At 33.4% G+C, this 16998-nt stretch carries 20 protein-coding genes; 19 read left to right on the top strand and 1 reads right to left on the bottom strand.

Annotation, left to right across the window (positions count from 1 at the left end):
• Positions 1–82 precede the first annotated feature (82 nt).
• The 11 genes from C4S29_RS06300 (at position 83) to C4S29_RS06250 (ending at position 6948) form a co-directional block, all read left to right on the top strand.
• Complete coding sequence (locus C4S29_RS06300) at positions 83–451, top strand: hypothetical protein (protein ID WP_146063267.1); 369 nt, start codon at positions 83–85, stop codon at positions 449–451.
• A 71-nt stretch (positions 452–522) separates the two neighbouring features.
• Positions 523–2541: a TonB-dependent receptor domain-containing protein gene (locus C4S29_RS06295; protein WP_103913291.1), complete on the top strand. Its 2019-nt coding sequence runs from the start codon at positions 523–525 to the stop codon at positions 2539–2541.
• A 50-nt stretch (positions 2542–2591) separates the two neighbouring features.
• Complete coding sequence (locus C4S29_RS06290; RefSeq protein ID WP_103913290.1) at positions 2592–3035, top strand: hypothetical protein; 444 nt, start codon at positions 2592–2594, stop codon at positions 3033–3035.
• A gap of 183 nt (positions 3036–3218) precedes the next feature.
• On the top strand, positions 3219–3599 hold the full coding sequence (locus C4S29_RS06285) for a sulfite exporter TauE/SafE family protein (protein ID WP_103913289.1): 381 nt from the start codon (positions 3219–3221) through the stop codon (positions 3597–3599).
• Between the two features lie 18 nt (positions 3600–3617).
• Positions 3618–5024, top strand: coding sequence for an MBL fold metallo-hydrolase (locus C4S29_RS06280; protein ID WP_103913288.1), 1407 nt, complete (start codon positions 3618–3620; stop codon positions 5022–5024).
• A 3-nt stretch (positions 5025–5027) separates the two neighbouring features.
• A complete protein-coding gene (locus C4S29_RS06275) occupies positions 5028–5648 on the top strand; it encodes a methyltransferase domain-containing protein (protein WP_103913287.1) in 621 nt (206 codons plus the stop codon).
• A gap of 16 nt (positions 5649–5664) precedes the next feature.
• Positions 5665–5868: a YgaP family membrane protein gene (locus tag C4S29_RS06270; protein WP_103913286.1), complete on the top strand. Its 204-nt coding sequence runs from the start codon at positions 5665–5667 to the stop codon at positions 5866–5868.
• The gene (locus tag C4S29_RS06265) at positions 5853–6083 is read left to right on the top strand and encodes a DUF6132 family protein (RefSeq protein WP_185116948.1); all 231 of its coding nucleotides are present in this window, start codon (positions 5853–5855) and stop codon (positions 6081–6083) included. The genes C4S29_RS06270 and C4S29_RS06265 overlap by 16 nt, the downstream gene beginning before the upstream one ends.
• Complete coding sequence (locus tag C4S29_RS06260) at positions 6080–6391, top strand: rhodanese-like domain-containing protein (RefSeq protein ID WP_103913285.1); 312 nt, start codon at positions 6080–6082, stop codon at positions 6389–6391. Before C4S29_RS06265 ends, C4S29_RS06260 begins: the two co-directional genes overlap by 4 nt.
• A 10-nt stretch (positions 6392–6401) precedes the next feature.
• On the top strand, positions 6402–6596 hold the full coding sequence (locus C4S29_RS06255) for a hypothetical protein (RefSeq protein ID WP_103913284.1): 195 nt from the start codon (positions 6402–6404) through the stop codon (positions 6594–6596).
• A 52-nt stretch (positions 6597–6648) separates the two neighbouring features.
• On the top strand, positions 6649–6948 hold the full coding sequence (locus tag C4S29_RS06250) for a thioredoxin family protein (RefSeq protein ID WP_103913283.1): 300 nt from the start codon (positions 6649–6651) through the stop codon (positions 6946–6948).
• A gap of 353 nt (positions 6949–7301) precedes the next feature.
• On the opposite strand, the gene C4S29_RS06245 is transcribed toward C4S29_RS06250, so the two are convergent.
• Complete coding sequence (locus tag C4S29_RS06245; protein WP_103913282.1) at positions 7302–8096, bottom strand: DUF2797 domain-containing protein; 795 nt, start codon at positions 8094–8096, stop codon at positions 7302–7304.
• Between the two features lie 84 nt (positions 8097–8180).
• Between C4S29_RS06245 and C4S29_RS06240 the strand changes: the two genes are divergently transcribed.
• The 8 genes from C4S29_RS06240 (at position 8181) to msrA (ending at position 16922) form a co-directional block, all read left to right on the top strand.
• Positions 8181–9209, top strand: a complete 1029-nt coding sequence (locus C4S29_RS06240) for a GDP-mannose 4,6-dehydratase (RefSeq protein ID WP_103913281.1) — start codon at positions 8181–8183, stop codon at positions 9207–9209.
• 106 nt (positions 9210–9315) lie between these two features.
• Positions 9316–9537, top strand: coding sequence for a DUF2795 domain-containing protein (locus C4S29_RS06235; RefSeq protein ID WP_103913280.1), 222 nt, complete (start codon positions 9316–9318; stop codon positions 9535–9537).
• A gap of 105 nt (positions 9538–9642) precedes the next feature.
• Positions 9643–12714 carry a preprotein translocase subunit SecA gene (gene secA, locus C4S29_RS06230; RefSeq protein WP_103913279.1) on the top strand — a complete coding sequence of 1024 codons (3072 nt, stop codon included), beginning with the start codon at positions 9643–9645 and terminating at the stop codon, positions 12712–12714.
• A 205-nt stretch (positions 12715–12919) separates the two neighbouring features.
• A complete protein-coding gene (locus tag C4S29_RS06225) occupies positions 12920–13219 on the top strand; it encodes a hypothetical protein (RefSeq protein ID WP_103913278.1) in 300 nt (99 codons plus the stop codon).
• A complete protein-coding gene (locus C4S29_RS06220; protein WP_103913277.1) occupies positions 13219–13668 on the top strand; it encodes a hypothetical protein in 450 nt (149 codons plus the stop codon). The genes C4S29_RS06225 and C4S29_RS06220 overlap by 1 nt, the downstream gene beginning before the upstream one ends.
• 636 nt (positions 13669–14304) lie before the next feature.
• A complete protein-coding gene (locus C4S29_RS14845) occupies positions 14305–14703 on the top strand; it encodes a hypothetical protein (RefSeq protein ID WP_146063266.1) in 399 nt (132 codons plus the stop codon).
• A gap of 462 nt (positions 14704–15165) precedes the next feature.
• The gene (locus C4S29_RS06210; protein ID WP_103913275.1) at positions 15166–16164 is read left to right on the top strand and encodes an ROK family protein; all 999 of its coding nucleotides are present in this window, start codon (positions 15166–15168) and stop codon (positions 16162–16164) included.
• Positions 16165–16268: 104 nt separating this feature from the next.
• Positions 16269–16922 carry a peptide-methionine (S)-S-oxide reductase MsrA gene (gene msrA / locus C4S29_RS06205; protein ID WP_103913274.1) on the top strand — a complete coding sequence of 218 codons (654 nt, stop codon included), beginning with the start codon at positions 16269–16271 and terminating at the stop codon, positions 16920–16922.
• Positions 16923–16998 lie beyond the last annotated feature (76 nt).

The raw sequence follows: 16998 nt of genomic DNA, 5'->3' as shown, positions 1-16998 counted from the left end.
AATTTAGAATAATGCTCCTAAAAAAGTTATATTATGAGTTAAGTCATTTAATCGTAATTATATTTCTGCTTAAATTTGGCCGATGAAAATTTTCGTTTCATATCTAATGACTTTCATGATTACTTTAGCAAGTTTTCAAAATCTTTTCTTTTTGGTAGATTATCATTTTAATAGAGATTATTATGAAGCACTTTGCGTAAATAAAGACAAACCTGAAATGCATTGTAATGGTAAATGTGAATTGCGAAAAGAAGCAAGCCAATCAAATTCTGAACAAAAAACACTTAAAACAGGTTTTGATTTCACAATTACCATTCAAGAAATTGAAACTTACATTTTCGAAAAGCCATTGTTTCTTAAAGAAAAAGCCTCTGTATTTTCTCGGTGGAACGCCACTCTACACGCTGGCTTTTTATCTTTAAAACCTCATCCACCGCAAAGTTTTATTTAAAAAAAGAAGTATTCTGCAGCTTTATTAAAAAGTGCAGATAAAATTTAACGTCTAATTTTAAATAAACAAAAATGAAATTAAACTCAAAAGGTTTAACCTATATTTCCGTGTGCTTGGGCTTTTCTTTGCCACAAATAATCTCTGCGCAAATCGCAAAAGACAGCATTACAAAAGATATTGAAATGGTGAAAATCACCCGACAAATCTCTACTTTCAACAATAAAAAAAATTTAGAAACCAACAATTCAGATTTAATAAACCACGATGCGGGAAAATTTTTAGAAGCTTTGCCTGAGATTTCTGGTATTAAAAAAGCGGGAAGTTATGCCACAGATCCTGTTTTGCGCGGTTTTAAATATGAACAACTCAATATCGTTATAGATGGCGTTGCAAGCGCAATAAACGCCTGCCCAAGTAGAATGGATCCTGCAACGAGCCAAGTGCCCATGAATATTGTGAAGGAAGCGGAAATCTACAAAGGTCCGTATCATTTTCGGCAAGGTTCGGCTTTTGGTGGTACTATAAATTTTGTGACCATTCCGCCAGTTTTTACAGATTCACTTTCAACGAAAGCAAGAATAACTTCTGGCTACGAAAGCAACGGAAATGTTTTGAGAGATGAACTTTCTGCAACGCTTTCTTCTAAAAAAATAGTTTGGGATTTATTTGGCTCTTACCAAAAAGGAGACGATTATAAAGATGGAAATGGTAATAAAGTTCCCTCTTCATTTTTGCGCTATAATCTTGGCACAAAAGCCAGTTTTAAATGGAATGAAAATAATCTCACTACTTTTCATTTAAATACAAACCAAGCGAGAGATGTGAAATTTGCGGCTCTAGCAATGGATTTGCTTTACGATAAAACGTGGATGTTGCAAGCGCGCCACAATATGACATTTAAAAATTCAATCGTTAAAAATCTAGATTTTAATTCTTTTGCCTCATTCGTAAAACATTCTATGGGAACCCCCGACAGAAGTATGATTTCTAACGTAGAAACCAAAACTTTTGGCGGAAGAGCGGAAGCAAAATTAGCTTGGCAAAATAATATTTTCTACACCGGATTAGATTATAAACATGAACAAGCAGAAAATATCAGTTCACAAATGCCAACAATGGGCGGAATGATGATGCAAGATGGAACGAGTTGGCAAAATTCTTATATCAACCAAATCGGCTGGTTTAATGAATTTCACCACAATTTCCTTAATAGCAAATTCACGGCTTCTTACCGATTAGATTATAACCAAGCAGATGCAAAAGATTTGTCTAAATTATTTCAAACTTTATATGGCACAGCAAATACCGATCAATTAAATAACAGTTTAAGTTTGGCGTATTCACAAGAATTAAATGCAAAGAGTAAATTATCATTATTAATCGGTCGAGCGCAAAGAAGCGGTAGCCTAACGGAAAGATTTATCAATCGTTTTGCAGGCGGCCTAGATGCTTACGAATTAGTAGGAAACCCAAATCTGAAAGCGGAAACCAACAATCAAACCGATTTAATCTACACATTTAAAATAAATAAAATATTTTTCCAGACCGATGTTTTTTATTCGTATTTGCAAAATTCTATTTCAGGAAAAATTATTCCTTTAAAACCTTTAAATATGAAAGCGCCTGGCACAAGACAATACCAAAATCTTGGCAACGCTTATAAAACTGGGTTCGAAAGCCGTGTAAACTGGAATTTTCTACCAAAGTTAAATTCTGAAATGGCGGTGGCTTATACTTATGCTGAAGAAATTTCTACTAAAAATCCATTGCCAGAAATTGCACCGTTGGATTTCCGATGGAAATTGCAATATGACATTTCGCCCATCGTTTTAGCCCTGAAATATAGATTTGTAGCCACACAAAACCGCATCAATCCAGACTTTGGTGAATTGAAAACACCAGACTTTTCTTTGGTAGATTTCTCAGCAAAAATGAATGTATTTAAAAACGCACAGGTTAATTTTGATGTAACTAACATCTTCAATCGCGCCTATGCAGAATATTTAAACCGCACATTATCAACCGATAAAATGCAGAGAATTCTAAATCCTGGCAGAAGTTTTAATGTAAATTTTTCTTATCAATTTTAAAAAATCGAACTATTTAAAAATGCTTAAATTTGGTAATTGACAAAATCAAAATGAGCAAACAAAAACTTTTAAATAAAATTATTGACGAGCAACAAAAAATCATCGAAAATCTTGAAGTGAATGTGGAACGGTTCCGCAAAGCTTCAGATTTAGATGAAGATTCTACGCTCAACCCGCAAGATTTTTCGCACCAAACGGAAGCCAAAGACATGCAATTGCGATTTGAAAAAATGCTAAATTCTTCGCGAAAAGATTTGAACTTTCTAAAAAATCTTTCGCCAGAGAAATTAAACAGAATTGAAAAAGGCAGCATGATTGAAACCGAAAAAAAATATTTTTTCGTGGGCGTTTCTACGGCAAACTTTAAATTCGAAAACAAAGAAGTAATTTGTTTCTCAGAAGAAGCACCAATATTTAAAAAATTAAAGAATAAAAAAATAGGAGACACTTTTAAAATCGGAGAAAATGAGTTGAAAATTTTAAATATTCAATAAATAAAATCTAAAAGAAAAGTAAGATTTAACCATTTAAAATTGGGAAACTATTTAATTTCAACATTTTTTAATTAGAAATAAATAGATATGTGATTCTTGTTACAGTAATCTAAAGATTTAAGTTGCAAATTTGCAATAACAACAAATTTCTTGCAATATTAAAGTTTTTTTTAAATAAAAAATATGGAAACTCAGCAAATAATTTACGTCATAGCAATTGGAATTATTGCAGGTATTTTAAGCGGACTTTTAGGAATTGGCGGTGCAGTTTTAATCATTCCTGTTTTGGTTTTATTGCTAGGTTTTTCCCAACAAATGGCGCAAGGAACAACTTTGTTAATGATGGTTCCGCCTATTGGCGCTTTGGCGGCTTGGCAATATTACAAAGAAGGAACTGTAGATTTTAGAGTCGCTGGGCTTTTAGCACTTGGTTTTTTGGTTGGTGGTTATTTTGGCGGGAAATTTGCCAATGAAATTCCGCAAACCATTTTAAAAAAATTATTTGCGATTTTATTGTTAGTCATTGCATTAAAAATGTTATTTTTAGATAAAGCACTTAAATAATTTAAAAAATTAAATAAAATGAAGATAGAACAAATATACACAGGATGTTTGGCGCAAGGCGCTTATTACATTGTTTCAGAAAAAGAAGCGGCAATTGTAGATCCGCTAAGAGAAATCCAGCCCTATTTGGATCGCTTAAAAAAAGATGGCGTAACTTTAAAATATATCTTTGAAACCCATTTTCATGCAGATTTTGTGTCTGGCCACGTAGATTTAGCAAAAGCAACAGGCGCAAAAATTGTGTACGGACCAACCGCTGCCGCAGATTTTGAATTTATTTCAGCAAAAGATGGGCAAATTTTTGATGTTGGAAATATTAAAATTAAAGTATTACACACGCCTGGCCACACTTTAGAAAGTTGCACTTACCTGCTTATAGATGAAAATGGAAAAGACACAGCCATTTTTTCGGGAGACACTTTATTTTTAGGTGATGTTGGCCGGCCAGATTTAGCACAAAAAGCAGGACATATCACACAAGAAGATTTGGCAGGAATGCTTTATGATAGTTTACAAACTAAAATAATGCCTTTAGCAGACGATGTGACAGTTTATCCGGCTCACGGCGCCGGTTCGGCTTGTGGCAAAAATATGCAGAAAGAAACCGTTGATACTTTAGGAAATCAAAAGAAAACAAATTATGCTTTAAAACAACCAAATAAAGAGCGTTTTATTGTAGAAGTTTTGGATGGTTTGACGGCTCCTCCAAAATATTTTGGAATGAATGTAGCAATGAATAAAGGCGGCTACGAAAGTTTCGAAAGCGTCCTAAAAAAAGGAAAACAACCGCTTTCTGCAGAAGACTTTGAAACTGTTGCAGAAGAAACAGAAGCCTTAATTTTAGATACTAGAAATGCAGCAGAATTTTATAAAGATTTTATCCCAAATTCCATCAACATTGGTTTGTCGGGCGATTTTGCGCCGTGGGTAGGCGCCATGATTGTAGATGTAAAACAGCCGTTGCTTTTGGTTACAGATGAAGGATTAGAAGAAGAGGCCATTACCAGATTATCCAGAGTTGGGTTTGATAATGTGATTGGTTATTTAAAAGGTGGATTTCAAACTTGGAAAAACAGCGGAAAAGAAACAGATCAAATTAATAGAATTTCTCCCGAAGAATTTGCAAAACAATTCAACGAAAACAGCAAAGTAATTGACGTGAGAAAAGCCAGTGAATACGAAGCAGAACACGTAAATGAAGCCTACAGCAAACCATTGGATAATATTGCAGATTGGGCCGGAAGCATAGATAATGATGAGCATTTCTTTTTGCATTGTGCAGGCGGTTACAGAAGTATGATTGCGGCAAGTATCTTAAATTCTAGAGGGAAACGAAACTTTACTGAAGTGGAAGGCGGTTTCAAAGGAATACAACAAACTGAAAAAGTGCCAACTTCGGATTTTGTATGCCAAAGTAAAATTTAAAAAATGTCTGAAGAACTGAATTGCGGTACTCAAAAAAAAGAGCAAATTTTAGACAAAAATTTTTGGAATGAGCGTTGGGAAAATGAAGAAACCGGTTGGGATATTGGTTACACTTCTCCTGCAATTGAAAAATACATGTTGCAGTTTCCAAACAAAGAGGCAAGAATTTTAATCCCAGGTTGTGGAAATGCACATGAAGCCGATTTTTTGACAGAAAATGGATTTCAGAATATCACGATTTTAGATATTTCTCCTTTCGCAGTAGATATTTTGCAAAAGAGATTTAGTGAAAAACCCCAAATAAAGGTGATTTGCGAAGATTTTTTTCAACATGTGGGAACTTATGATCTTATGATAGAACAAACATTTTTTTGCGCCATTCCGCCCATAGAAAGAACGGAATACGTAAAAAAATCCGCCGAACTTCTTTCTGAAAAAGGAAAAATTATAGGGCTTTTGTTTAACAAAACTTTTGAAAAAAAAGGACCGCCATTTGGTGGAAGTGCAGGTGAATATCATTTTTTATTTAAAAAATATTTTAAAATAGAAACAATGGAAGAATGCTACAATAGTATTCCTGCAAGACAAGGAACAGAACTTTTCATTAATTTTAATAAAAAATAATCTTAAATAATTAGATATGAAATCAAATATGGGCGGTTTAGATCGAATTCTTAGAATCATCATCGCCATTGTTATAGGCTTTTTGTATTACAACGGAACAATAAGTGGAACTTTGGGAATTGTTCTCTTAGTTTTTGCTGGTGTTTTTGTTCTTACCAGTTTTGTGTCATTTTGCCCACTTTACACACTTTTCGGAATTAATACATGCAAGAAAAATTAATAAAATTTGTTCGTGAAAATCGGCTCGGTTTAATTGGAGTTTTGGTGGGCGGTATTTTAGGATTTGCTTACTACCACTTCATTGGCTGTGCAACGGGAACTTGTCTTATTACTTCAAAACCTATAAACTCTTCCGTTTATGGAATGTTTTTGGGGTATCTAATATTTTCGATTTTTGACAAAACTAAACAACAAAAAAATTCAACAAATTTATGAATTGGCTTAAAAAACTTTTCGGTGGTAGCACAGTAGATTTTCCATCATTAATGCAAAATGGCGCGCAAATAATAGACGTTAGAACTACGGCAGAATATAGCGGCGGACACATCCGAAACTCTAAAAATATACCGCTACAAAATCTTTCACAAAATTTAAAGAAAATTAATAAAAACAAACCTGTGATCACCTGCTGTGCGAGTGGAATGCGCAGCGCTTCCGCAAAATCTATTTTAGAAAAAAACGGTTTCACAGAAGTTTATAATGGCGGCGGCTGGAGAAGTTTAGAACAAAAAATATTGAAATAAATTTAAACAAATGAAAAAATATATTAGCGGTTGGGATTTACGCCGAATAATTTACTTAATTGGTGGTTTATTTTTTATTGCTTTGGCAGTGAAAGACCAAGTTTGGTGGATGGGTTTAATCGGACTTTATTACGCCGGAATGGCGGTTTTTAAACTCGGTTGCGCTGGTGGAAATTGCGCAGTTCCTTATACTGAAAAGAAATAATTTTTTTAAAAAGTCTATCATCTATTCGTCTATCATCTAAAAATCTTTAAAAATGTCAGCAAAATTTCAAGAACTCATACAATCTGAACGCCCAGTTTTAATCGATTTTTTCGCCACTTGGTGTCAACCTTGCAAAGTGCAATCTTCCGTTTTAACAACGGTAAAAGCAAATATTGGTGATAAAGCCAGAATTATAAAAATCGATATCGATCAATATCCTGCGATTGCCTCGCAATACGGCGTTCGTGGCGTTCCGACTATAGCCGTTTTCAAAAAAGGCGAATTATTGTATAAAGAAAGCGGCGTGCATGATGTGAACCGTTTGACGACTTTATTAAATTCCTATGTTTAGTTTTTTACAAAATTTATTTTCAGAACCGGCAGAACCATTAACTTTATTTAGTTATTCTGATATTTTAATTTTAATAATTCTAAACATTCTATTTTATTTCGTTTATTTAAGAAATAAAGTAAAACTTGATTTTTTACAAAAAATCTGTTGGTTTTTACTTTTTTGAATTGCAATTCCCACTATTTCTAATAAAATCGAAGTTCATAATGTTTATAATAAATTTACAATGGTTGATGGATTTAATCTTTGGTATTGTTTTTTAAAAATTCCAGTTTGGTGGTTTGTGGGGTTTTTAAATTATTTTTTAATCAGAATATTAAAATCAAAAATCTAAGCAAAATGAATGAAAGATTTTACTCCACTTCCAATTCCACCACATAACCTTCGTGCCCTCTCATATTAATAAAATTTCCACCTTCGAAAGACAGATATTGTCCTTTAATACCTTTTAAAACGCCTTCAAATTCTGGTTTTTTATCTAAAGTGAAAGAATTAATGCTTTCTGGTGCTTCATAAGGAAAATCTAAACGCTGGATTTCGCCATCAATTAAATGAAATTTTTTAAATTCTTCCGGGAAATAATCTTTCACTTTTTCTTGAAAATCTTTTAAATCCAAATCGTCTTCAAAATCATCTTGCAACATTTTTCGCCAATTGGTTTTATCTGCGAAATACTCTTTCATGGCGACTTCTATCATTCCTGCTTCGTAGCGGTTTTCCGTGCGCGCAATTTCCAACGCGAAAGTTGCGCCTTGGTCAATCCATCTTGTTGGGATTTGCGATTCCCGCGTTACACCCACTTTTACATCGCCTGTGTAAGCCAAATAAACGATGTGCGGTTGCAATTGAATACTTTCTTCTACGGCCAAATCCCTTTCGCCAATTCCCAAATGTGCGGTGGAAAGTTCTGGTCTAATGATGGTTTCACTTGCATAAGGCGACTCAAAAAAACAATTTTTGCAAAATCCCATGCGGTAGATTTTTTCATTTTTTCCGCAGTTCACGCATTCATAACCAATATGTTTTAGGCTAATTTTTTTATCAAATAATTGGTTCATGTGAATTAAATCTCCCGAAAGATTCAAGTAATATTGAATTGGTTTTCCATTTTCAGTGATCATTTTTAGGATTTGCCCAGAGAATTTCATTTGATTTTTTTTGTAAAAATAAGAATTTTATTGTGCATCACTTTACGTTTTGTTTTTCTTATTTTTGCTATATTAATATAAAATATGAATTATCTTGTAACAGGCGGAAGCGGTTTTATCGGTTCGCATTTAGTAGAACAACTTTTAAAAAAAGGACATTCTGTCATTAATGTTGACAATTTTGATGATTTCTATGACTATAAAATTAAAATAAAAAACACTTTAGAATCTGTCGGAAATTATGTGGAATTTAGTTTTCAAGATAAAAATTCTGACATTGAAAAACTACAACTTTTAATTAACGATGAAAATTACCAAATTCATAATCAAGACATTAGAGATTATGATGGTTTAGAAAAAATTTTCAATTCAAATAAAATAGACTTAATCATTCATTTGGCGGCTTTAGCAGGCGTTCGTCCGTCTATTGAGCGACCTTTGGATTATCAAGAAGTAAACGTAAAAGGCACGCAAAATTTATATGAATTGTGCCAGAAATTTAATATCAAAAAGTTCGTTTGCGCCTCTTCTTCAAGTGTTTATGGTAATAATGAGAAAGTTCCTTTTTCTGAAACCGATAATGTAGATCGCCCGATTTCGCCTTATGCTGCGACTAAAAAATGCAGTGAAGTTTTAGGACATGTTTATCACAGTTTGTATAATATTGATATGATTTTGTTGCGCTTTTTCACAGTTTATGGCCCGCGACAAAGACCAGATTTAGCGATTCATAAATTTTCTAAACTAATCACAAACAACGAAGAAATTCCTTTTTTTGGCGATGGTTCTACGGCGAGAGATTACACTTTTGTAAATGATATTATTGATGGTGTTTTAAAAGCCATACTTTTTTTAGAAAAAAATGATAAAGTTTACGAAATCGTCAATCTCGGTGAAAGTGAAGTGATTACATTACGCGAAATGATTTCTACCTTGGAAAACACATTAAATATAAAGGCAAAAATCAAACAACTTCCAATGCAAAAAGGCGATGTGGAAAGAACAAACGCCGATATTTCTAAAGCCAAAACACTCTTAAATTACGAACCAAAAACCAACTTCCAAAATGGCATAAAAATCTTCGTGGAATGGTTTTTGAGAAATCGATTTTGATTTTTAGAAAAATTAATTAAAATAAAAATCAAAGATTGTTGAAAATCAGGGACAAAAAACTTTTTTATGTCATCTAATTTTCTATTTTTGCAAAAAATATAATATTATGTACTGGACATTAGAATTGGCTTCATATCTTAGCGACGCACCTTGGCCGATGACCAAAGCAGAACTTATTGATTACGCAATCCGCACAGGAGCACCAATGGAAGTAGTAGAAAACCTTCAAGCCATTGAAGACGAAGGCGAAGTGTATGAAAGTATAGAAGAAGTTTGGGCAGATTATCCTACGGATGACGATTTCCTTTGGAACGAAGACGAGTACTAAAAACTCAAGCCGCATGCTGCAGTTTGCTTTCTGCCCGTGCGATTCACTAAAAAAGCAAAAATGACTGTTACAAAAATATTTTCGCAGTCTTAAGATTTAATAAATATGGATGTTTTAAGTAAGGTTCTTAAAGGTTTTTTGGGCGATAAAAATACCAAAGACTTAAAAGAAGTACAAAAAGTTTTAAAAAAAATAAAAGCAGTTGAACCAGCAATCAGTGCACTTTCTGATGATGGCATAAGAGAAAAAACCGCTGAATTTAAAGAAAAATTAAAAACGGCGACCGCAAATTTTACTTCCCAAATCGAAGCGGCCAAAGAGTCGATAAAAAATTCTACGAACGTAGACGAGAAGGAAGGCTTTTTTACTAAAATAGAAAATTTAAAAAAAGAATCTTACGAAGTTGAAGAAAAAGTTTTAGGTGAAATTCTACCTGAAGCTTTTGCAGTTATTAAAGAAACGGCGCGAAGATTGTCTCAAAATGGAGAAATCCGAGTGACAGCAAATGATCGCGATAGAGAACTTGCAGCAACAAAAGATTTTGTAAAAATTGATGGAGAGCAAGCGGTTTGGCTTAATGAATGGAACGCTGCCGGAACTGCTATAAAATGGGATATGGTGCATTATGATGTACAATATATTGGAGGTGTGGTTTTACATTCAGGGAAAATTGCGGAAATGGCAACCGGTGAAGGAAAAACTTTAGTAGGAACTTTACCAATTTATTTAAACGCTTTGACGGGTCGCGGCGTTCACGTTGTAACCGTGAATGATTATTTAGCAAGACGTGATAGCGCGTGGATGGGCCCAATTTATGAATTCCACGGATTGTCTATAGATTGTATTGATAATCATCAACCCAACTCTGATTCTCGTAGAAAAGCCTATCAATCTAGCATCACTTATGGTACTAATAACGAGTTTGGCTTCGATTATTTAAGAGATAACATGGTGACTTCTCCTGAAGAACTCGTTCAAGGAGAATTAAATTTCGCTATTGTAGATGAGGTAGATTCTGTATTAGTAGATGATGCAAGAACACCTTTAATTATTTCTGGCCCTGTTCCACAAGGCGATAGACAAGAATTTGATTTGCTAAAACCAAGTGTTGATCGTGTTGTTTCAATTCAAAAGAAAACCGTTTCAGCCATATTTGCAGAAGCAAAAAAATTAATTGCTGCAGGAAATACAAAAGAAGGTGGTTTTAAATTACTACAAGCGTACAGAGGTTTGCCAAAATCTAGACCTTTAATTAAATTTTTGTCAGAAAGCGGGCACAGAACACTTTTGCAAAAAACCGAGGCGCAATATATGCAAGATAACAATCGCGATATGCCGATTGTAGATCAAGATTTATATTTTGTAATCGACGAAAAAAATAACCAAATCGACCTCACCGACAAAGGTGTAGAATATATGTCAGCAGGAAACGAAGATCAAAATTTCTTTGTTTTAAATGATATCGCAACAGATTTGGCAGATTTAGAAAACAAAAATCTTTCTAAAGAAGAAGAATTTGAAGCCAAAGAAGAATTATTCCGAGAATTTGGAATAAAATCTGAAAGAATCCATACTTTAAATCAATTATTAAAAGCCTACACATTATTTGAAAAAGATGATGAATATGTAGTCATTGACGGCGAAGTAAAAATTGTGGATGAATCTACCGGCCGTATAATGGAAGGAAGACGCTATTCTGACGGACTTCACCAAGCAATTGAAGCCAAAGAAAATGTGAAAATTGAAGCAGCAACCCAAACTTTTGCTACAATTACGCTTCAAAATTATTTCCGTATGTATAATAAACTCGCCGGAATGACGGGAACTGCGGAAACTGAAGCCGGAGAACTTTGGGAAATTTATAAGTTGGATGTGGTGGTAATACCAACTAACAAGCCTATTATAAGAGACGACAGACAAGATTTGGTTTACAAAACCAATCGTGAAAAATATGCCGCAGTTATAGAAGAAATTGAAAAATTAACCGCCGCAGGAAGACCAGTTTTGGTGGGTACAACTTCGGTTGAAATTTCACAATTACTATCTAAAGCATTAAGTTTAAGACAAATAAAACACAATGTTTTAAATGCAAAACTACACGCCAGAGAAGCAGAAATTGTTGCCGAAGCAGGTGGAGAAGGCGTTGTAACGATTGCTACAAATATGGCAGGACGTGGAACGGATATCAAACTTCTTGGCCACGTAAAAGAAAATGGTGGTTTAGCAATTGTGGGAACAGAACGCCACGATTCTCGCCGTGTAGATAGACAACTTCGTGGTAGAGCTGGCCGACAAGGAGATCCGGGAAGTTCACAATTTTATGTGTCTTTGGAAGATAACCTTATGCGACTTTTTGGTTCTGAAAGAATTGCCAAAATGATGGACAGAATGGGCCATAAAGAAGGTGAAGTCATTCAGCATTCTATGATTTCAAAATCCATTGAGCGCGCACAGAAAAAAGTAGAAGAAAACAATTTTGGAATCCGAAAAAGATTGTTGGAGTATGATGACGTGATGAACAAACAGCGCGATGTAATCTACAAACGAAGAAAAAATGCATTGTTTGGCGATCATTTGAAATATGATATTGCTAATATGATTTTCGATGTAGCACAATCTATCGTTTCAAAAAACAAATTAGCCAATAATTATAAAGATTTTGAATTTGATATCATTAAATTCTTTACTATGGAAGCGCCAGTAAATGAAGAAGGATTTAAAAATATGCAAATTCCGGCTTTGACGAATCTTTTATTTGAAAAAGCACAAGAAGATTACAACCAAAGACTGCAACTTTTAAAAGAAAAATCGTTCCCAATCATTGAAAACGTGTACAATACGCAAGGTTCAATGTTTAAAATGATACAGGTTCCTTTTACAGATGGCACAAAAACAATGACCATTGTAACCGATTTAAAAGAAGCGTTTGAGACCAAATGTGAAAGTTTAATTAATGATTTTGAAAAAAACATTTCCCTTTCCATCATTGATGAAAACTGGAAACTTCACCTTCGCGAAATGGATGATCTTCGTCGTTCTTCACAAGGCGCGGTTTACGAACAAAAAGATCCGCTCGTAATTTACAAACAAGAATCTTTTTACCTTTTCAGCGAAATGGTAGAAAATGTGAATAAAGAAATTATTTCTTTCTTGTACAAAGGCGAGATTCCGGCGTAAAAATTTTTAACTTCCACTTTGCCAAAGTTTTAAAGCATATAATCTTTACTTTGGCAAAGTTTATTATAAAACTCTTCCTTTTTGGAGGAGTTTTTTTATTTATATTTACGATTAAAAATAATTATAAATATTTGTAAATAGTTGAAAATGGTAGTTGCGGGTATTTATGAGTTACCTGCAAGTTTAAACAAATATTACTGCTAAAATGAATAGACATCCTGAATTTTACCGAATCACAGAAAAAATTTACAAATTAATAATAGAAAAAAGCAAAGAACTAGAAAAGAAAGGAGGAACACCACCAACAACCTATGACATTAAAATATCTAAAGATTTGTTTTCCGAAAGAGAGTGGAAATTCATGACAGAAAATGAAAATAAGTTTAAGTTTTCAATAGATTGGGGTGGAAAAATTAAAACTTATAATGTTTATAAAATTGAGGACAATCATCTTTGCTCAAATGAAACTAATGTTTTTGGAATTGCTACAAATTATGTTGACTAATGAATCAAGTTTTTAGATTTATTGCTGAATATTGGTCGCAGATTACTGTAGTTATTGGAGTTATTGGCTTTATAGTTAAAACTTTACTTGATTATAAAATTAAAATTAGAGAACATCGTTCAAAATATTTTTATGAAATAAAAGCAAAGAAAATCCTTGAACTCTATGACAATTTAATTAAAATTCAAATTATTATTGATAGAAAAAGCAAGGGGGAATTCCAAAGTTTTGAACAAAATATTTTTGCAAAAAGAAAAGAACTAGACAAATACTATTGGGAAAGCAGTTTGTATCTTTCAAATAAAACTAAACATAGTTTTGACAACACATTAAAAATGTTAAAACTATTTGAAAGTAAGGGTTTTATGACCGAATTTCCAAAATTTGAAAAAGCATATCAATCACTAATTGACTTACTTAAAAAAGAATTTAAAAATCAAATAAGATAAACCCGCAGGTAACATCGGTTTTGCAATATGCGGGCTGAAGTTCTCTTGCGTTGAAATTTTTGTAAAATAATCCGCAAAAAAAATGTTTTTTTTCTTCGTTCAGTTTTTGTATAACTATTTGATTATCAAAGCCCGCACATCGCAAAGCCGTCTAACGTTGGCTACAAGTCTATCAAAACGCTATGTATGAAAGAATTAATGAATATATTGTCCACTCGAGAAATTTCGATTTTAGTTTGGTCAATTATCATTTTCTCGATTTTAATTTATATTGCAAGAAAGGAATTCTTAAATGTTCTAAAACTTCTATTAAACTACAAAATTCTATTTCCTTTAATTTTCTTTTTTTTATACAATTTCGTAATTGTATACGTTCTCAAAAAAATTAGTTTTTGGGATTACAATCTTCTAAAAGATACTCTAATTTGGTTATTTTCTTCGGGAATAATCGTATTCTTTAATGCAAATAAAATATCTAGCACAAACTACTTTACTAAAATACTTAAAGACAATCTGAAAGTCATAATATTCCTTGAATTCTTATTGAACTTTTACACTTTTGGAATTTTAACAGAACTTATTTTGGTGCCTATTATTTCATTTATTGTCATACTGTATGAATACTCAAAACATTCAATGAAAAACAATCCTGAACATATAAAAGTGAATAAATTTTTACATTTTACACTTTCAATTGTAGGCATCATTTTCTTAATTAATATTTTTTTTAGGACTTTTAACGGATATGACAAACTATTTACAAGCGACAATATTAAAACTATATATTTACCAATTATTCTGACTACAATATCTTTTCCTTTTTATTATTTTTTGGCTCTCGGAATGATTTACGAAGAGTTTTTTGTAAGAATTAATTTTATGTTTAGTGATAGTAGGATAAAAAAAGATGTTAAAAAACAAATTCTGCTAAAAGCCAATTTTAGAATAAATAGACTAACAAACATTAAAAATAATTTTGAAAAAAATAAAGCATACGAAAAAAATATTGCTGAATATATTAACTCAATAAAGTAAAAAGACCTGCAGATAACATCGCTACCCATTGCACAACCCAAAAATATTCAAGATTTTAAAAAAATATAAAACAAAAACCAAACTCTTTTAAAGCGATTTAAGAGAGTTTTGTTTTTTGGCGCAAATATTCATTTTTTAATTCTTTCAACCGTTTTCTTGGAATAATAGCACACGAGCGTGCCGCTCGCACCAGAAAAAAAAAGAAAATTCTCAATCTAATTTCTACAAACTTTTCTTCACTTCAAAAAACCGATTCCCAGACTTTTAGCCCTGATCGAAATGAAAATCCCCGCCGCGGCGGGATTGTAATGTAGAGCAGGTATCATCTTCTGAAAATACGCACTTGTGCTGCTCCTAAAAAATAGAAAGCATGAGATTTTCCCAATTTATTTAATAACTTTCCAAATTTTCTCCACCAAAATAAAAATTTTTAGTAACTTTCATCTTCAAAACTAAAAAAACATGTCATTAGTGAATCTATCTAAGCAAGTAGCGCTAGGAATTGATATCGGCGGTACAAATACTAAATTCGGTTTGGTAAACCATCGCGGAGAAATTTTGGAACGCGGCCATCTAAAAACCGAACAATATGAAAAGGTGGAAGATTTTATTGATGAATTGTATAACGAAATAAAGCCTCTATTAGACAAATGCTGCAAAGACAGAGAGTTTGAAGGAATTGGCGTAGGCGCGCCAAACGCAAATTATTATAAAGGAACCATTGAAGATGCCCCCAACTTACGATGGAAAGGCATAATTCCCTTTGCAGATATGATGTCTAAAAAATTTGGTACCAATTGCAAAATTACCAATGATGCCAATGCAGCGGCATTAGGCGAAATGCTTTATGGCGCGGCGCGTGGCATGAAGGATTTTATTATGATGACTTTGGGAACTGGCGTGGGAAGCGGGATAGTTTGTGGCGGTAATTTAATATATGGGCACGATGGATTTGCTGGCGAACTCGGTCACACCATCGTAAAACCAGGCGGCAGAAAACATTGGAGCACGGGTTCTGAAGGCTCTTTAGAAGCATATGCATCGGCAACAGGAATTGCAATCACTGCAAAAAAAATGCGCGTAGAATTTCCAAACTCAATGCTTAATAATTTTCCTGAAGAAGAAATAAATTCTAGAGTGGTGTACGAATGCGCTGCAAAAGGAGATGCTACATCAATTGAAGTTTTTAGATATACCGGGCAAAAACTAGGTGAAGCCTTAGCAAATTTCGTAATGTTTTCTTCACCAGAAGCCATTTTACTTTTTGGTGGTGTTATAAAAGCGGGCGATTTTATTTTGAAACCTACCAAACTTCACATGGAGCGAAATCTTTTGCCTATTTTCAGAAACAAAGTGAAACTTGTCTTTAGTGAGTTAGATGAGGCAGATGCGGCAATTTTAGGCGCAAGTGCTTTGGTATGGGAAAATAATTATTCGCAACCGCCACAGATAAACTCTTAAAATTTGTTTTAAAAATCTTAATGTTTAGCACAGGTTTTGCATTTTTTTCTGAAACTATTTTACTGTAAAATTCGTACTTTAAAGTGTAAACATCAATTTTTAAAATGAAAAAAATTCTCACACTCTTTATGGCCGTTTTGCTGGTTTCATGCAATGGCCAAAGCAAAGAAAATAGTAATACACAAATGGCAAACCCAACAGCCGATAAACCAAATTTAGAATATGTAACCGTTGGTGGCGGATGTTTTTGGTGCGTTGAGGCGCCATTAGAATCGGTGAAAGGAATAGAATCTGTAGTTTCTGGATATTCTGGCGGTTTTGTAGCCAACCCAACTTACGAGCAGGTTTCTACCGGAGAAACCGGTCACGCCGAAGTGGTAAGAATAGGTTTTGATCCAAAAGTTATTTCTTATAAACAAATAATGGATATTTTCTTCTTCCTGCACGATCCTACAACGCTTAACCGACAAGGCGCAGATGTAGGTCCACAATACAGATCTGTGGTTTTCTACAGCAATCAAAAACAGAAAAAAGAAACCGAAGAAGCGATGAAAATTTCTGAAGCATCAGGAAGATGGAGCGGTAAATACGTCACCCAAATCGTTCCTTTTGAAAAATTTTATCCAGCCGAAAAATACCATCAAAATTATTACGACAAAAACCCACAACAACCTTACTGCAGCATTGTTATTGGCCCTAAAATAGCCAAGTTTAAAGAACATTATGGCAAATTAGGTTGGTTAAAACCAAATTCTTAAATACAAAAAGAGGCTTCAATAAAAGCCTCTTTTCTTTTGTTTAAATCATTTGATAATCGCCTCACTTTCTAAAAGT

This window comes from Halpernia humi (assembly GCF_900108025.1).
Taxonomy (GTDB): Bacteria; Bacteroidota; Bacteroidia; order Flavobacteriales; family Weeksellaceae; genus Halpernia; species Halpernia humi.
This window is presented reverse-complemented; position numbering and strand designations above follow the sequence as displayed.

Coding starts and splice junctions, on each gene's coding strand:
- C4S29_RS06300 (WP_146063267.1), top strand. CDS start 83: ATGAAAATTTTCGTTTCATATCTAATGACTTTCATGATTACTTTAGCA.
- C4S29_RS06295 (WP_103913291.1), top strand. CDS start 523: ATGAAATTAAACTCAAAAGGTTTAACCTATATTTCCGTGTGCTTGGGC.
- C4S29_RS06290 (WP_103913290.1), top strand. CDS start 2,592: ATGAGCAAACAAAAACTTTTAAATAAAATTATTGACGAGCAACAAAAA.
- C4S29_RS06285 (WP_103913289.1), top strand. CDS start 3,219: ATGGAAACTCAGCAAATAATTTACGTCATAGCAATTGGAATTATTGCA.
- C4S29_RS06280 (WP_103913288.1), top strand. CDS start 3,618: ATGAAGATAGAACAAATATACACAGGATGTTTGGCGCAAGGCGCTTAT.
- C4S29_RS06275 (WP_103913287.1), top strand. CDS start 5,028: ATGTCTGAAGAACTGAATTGCGGTACTCAAAAAAAAGAGCAAATTTTA.
- C4S29_RS06270 (WP_103913286.1), top strand. CDS start 5,665: ATGAAATCAAATATGGGCGGTTTAGATCGAATTCTTAGAATCATCATC.
- C4S29_RS06265 (WP_185116948.1), top strand. CDS start 5,853: ATGCAAGAAAAATTAATAAAATTTGTTCGTGAAAATCGGCTCGGTTTA.
- C4S29_RS06260 (WP_103913285.1), top strand. CDS start 6,080: ATGAATTGGCTTAAAAAACTTTTCGGTGGTAGCACAGTAGATTTTCCA.
- C4S29_RS06255 (WP_103913284.1), top strand. CDS start 6,402: ATGAAAAAATATATTAGCGGTTGGGATTTACGCCGAATAATTTACTTA.
- C4S29_RS06250 (WP_103913283.1), top strand. CDS start 6,649: ATGTCAGCAAAATTTCAAGAACTCATACAATCTGAACGCCCAGTTTTA.
- C4S29_RS06245 (WP_103913282.1), bottom strand. CDS start 8,096: ATGAAATTCTCTGGGCAAATCCTAAAAATGATCACTGAAAATGGAAAA.
- C4S29_RS06240 (WP_103913281.1), top strand. CDS start 8,181: ATGAATTATCTTGTAACAGGCGGAAGCGGTTTTATCGGTTCGCATTTA.
- C4S29_RS06235 (WP_103913280.1), top strand. CDS start 9,316: ATGTACTGGACATTAGAATTGGCTTCATATCTTAGCGACGCACCTTGG.
- secA (WP_103913279.1), top strand. CDS start 9,643: ATGGATGTTTTAAGTAAGGTTCTTAAAGGTTTTTTGGGCGATAAAAAT.
- C4S29_RS06225 (WP_103913278.1), top strand. CDS start 12,920: ATGAATAGACATCCTGAATTTTACCGAATCACAGAAAAAATTTACAAA.
- C4S29_RS06220 (WP_103913277.1), top strand. CDS start 13,219: ATGAATCAAGTTTTTAGATTTATTGCTGAATATTGGTCGCAGATTACT.
- C4S29_RS14845 (WP_146063266.1), top strand. CDS start 14,305: ATGAAAAACAATCCTGAACATATAAAAGTGAATAAATTTTTACATTTT.
- C4S29_RS06210 (WP_103913275.1), top strand. CDS start 15,166: ATGTCATTAGTGAATCTATCTAAGCAAGTAGCGCTAGGAATTGATATC.
- msrA (WP_103913274.1), top strand. CDS start 16,269: ATGAAAAAAATTCTCACACTCTTTATGGCCGTTTTGCTGGTTTCATGC.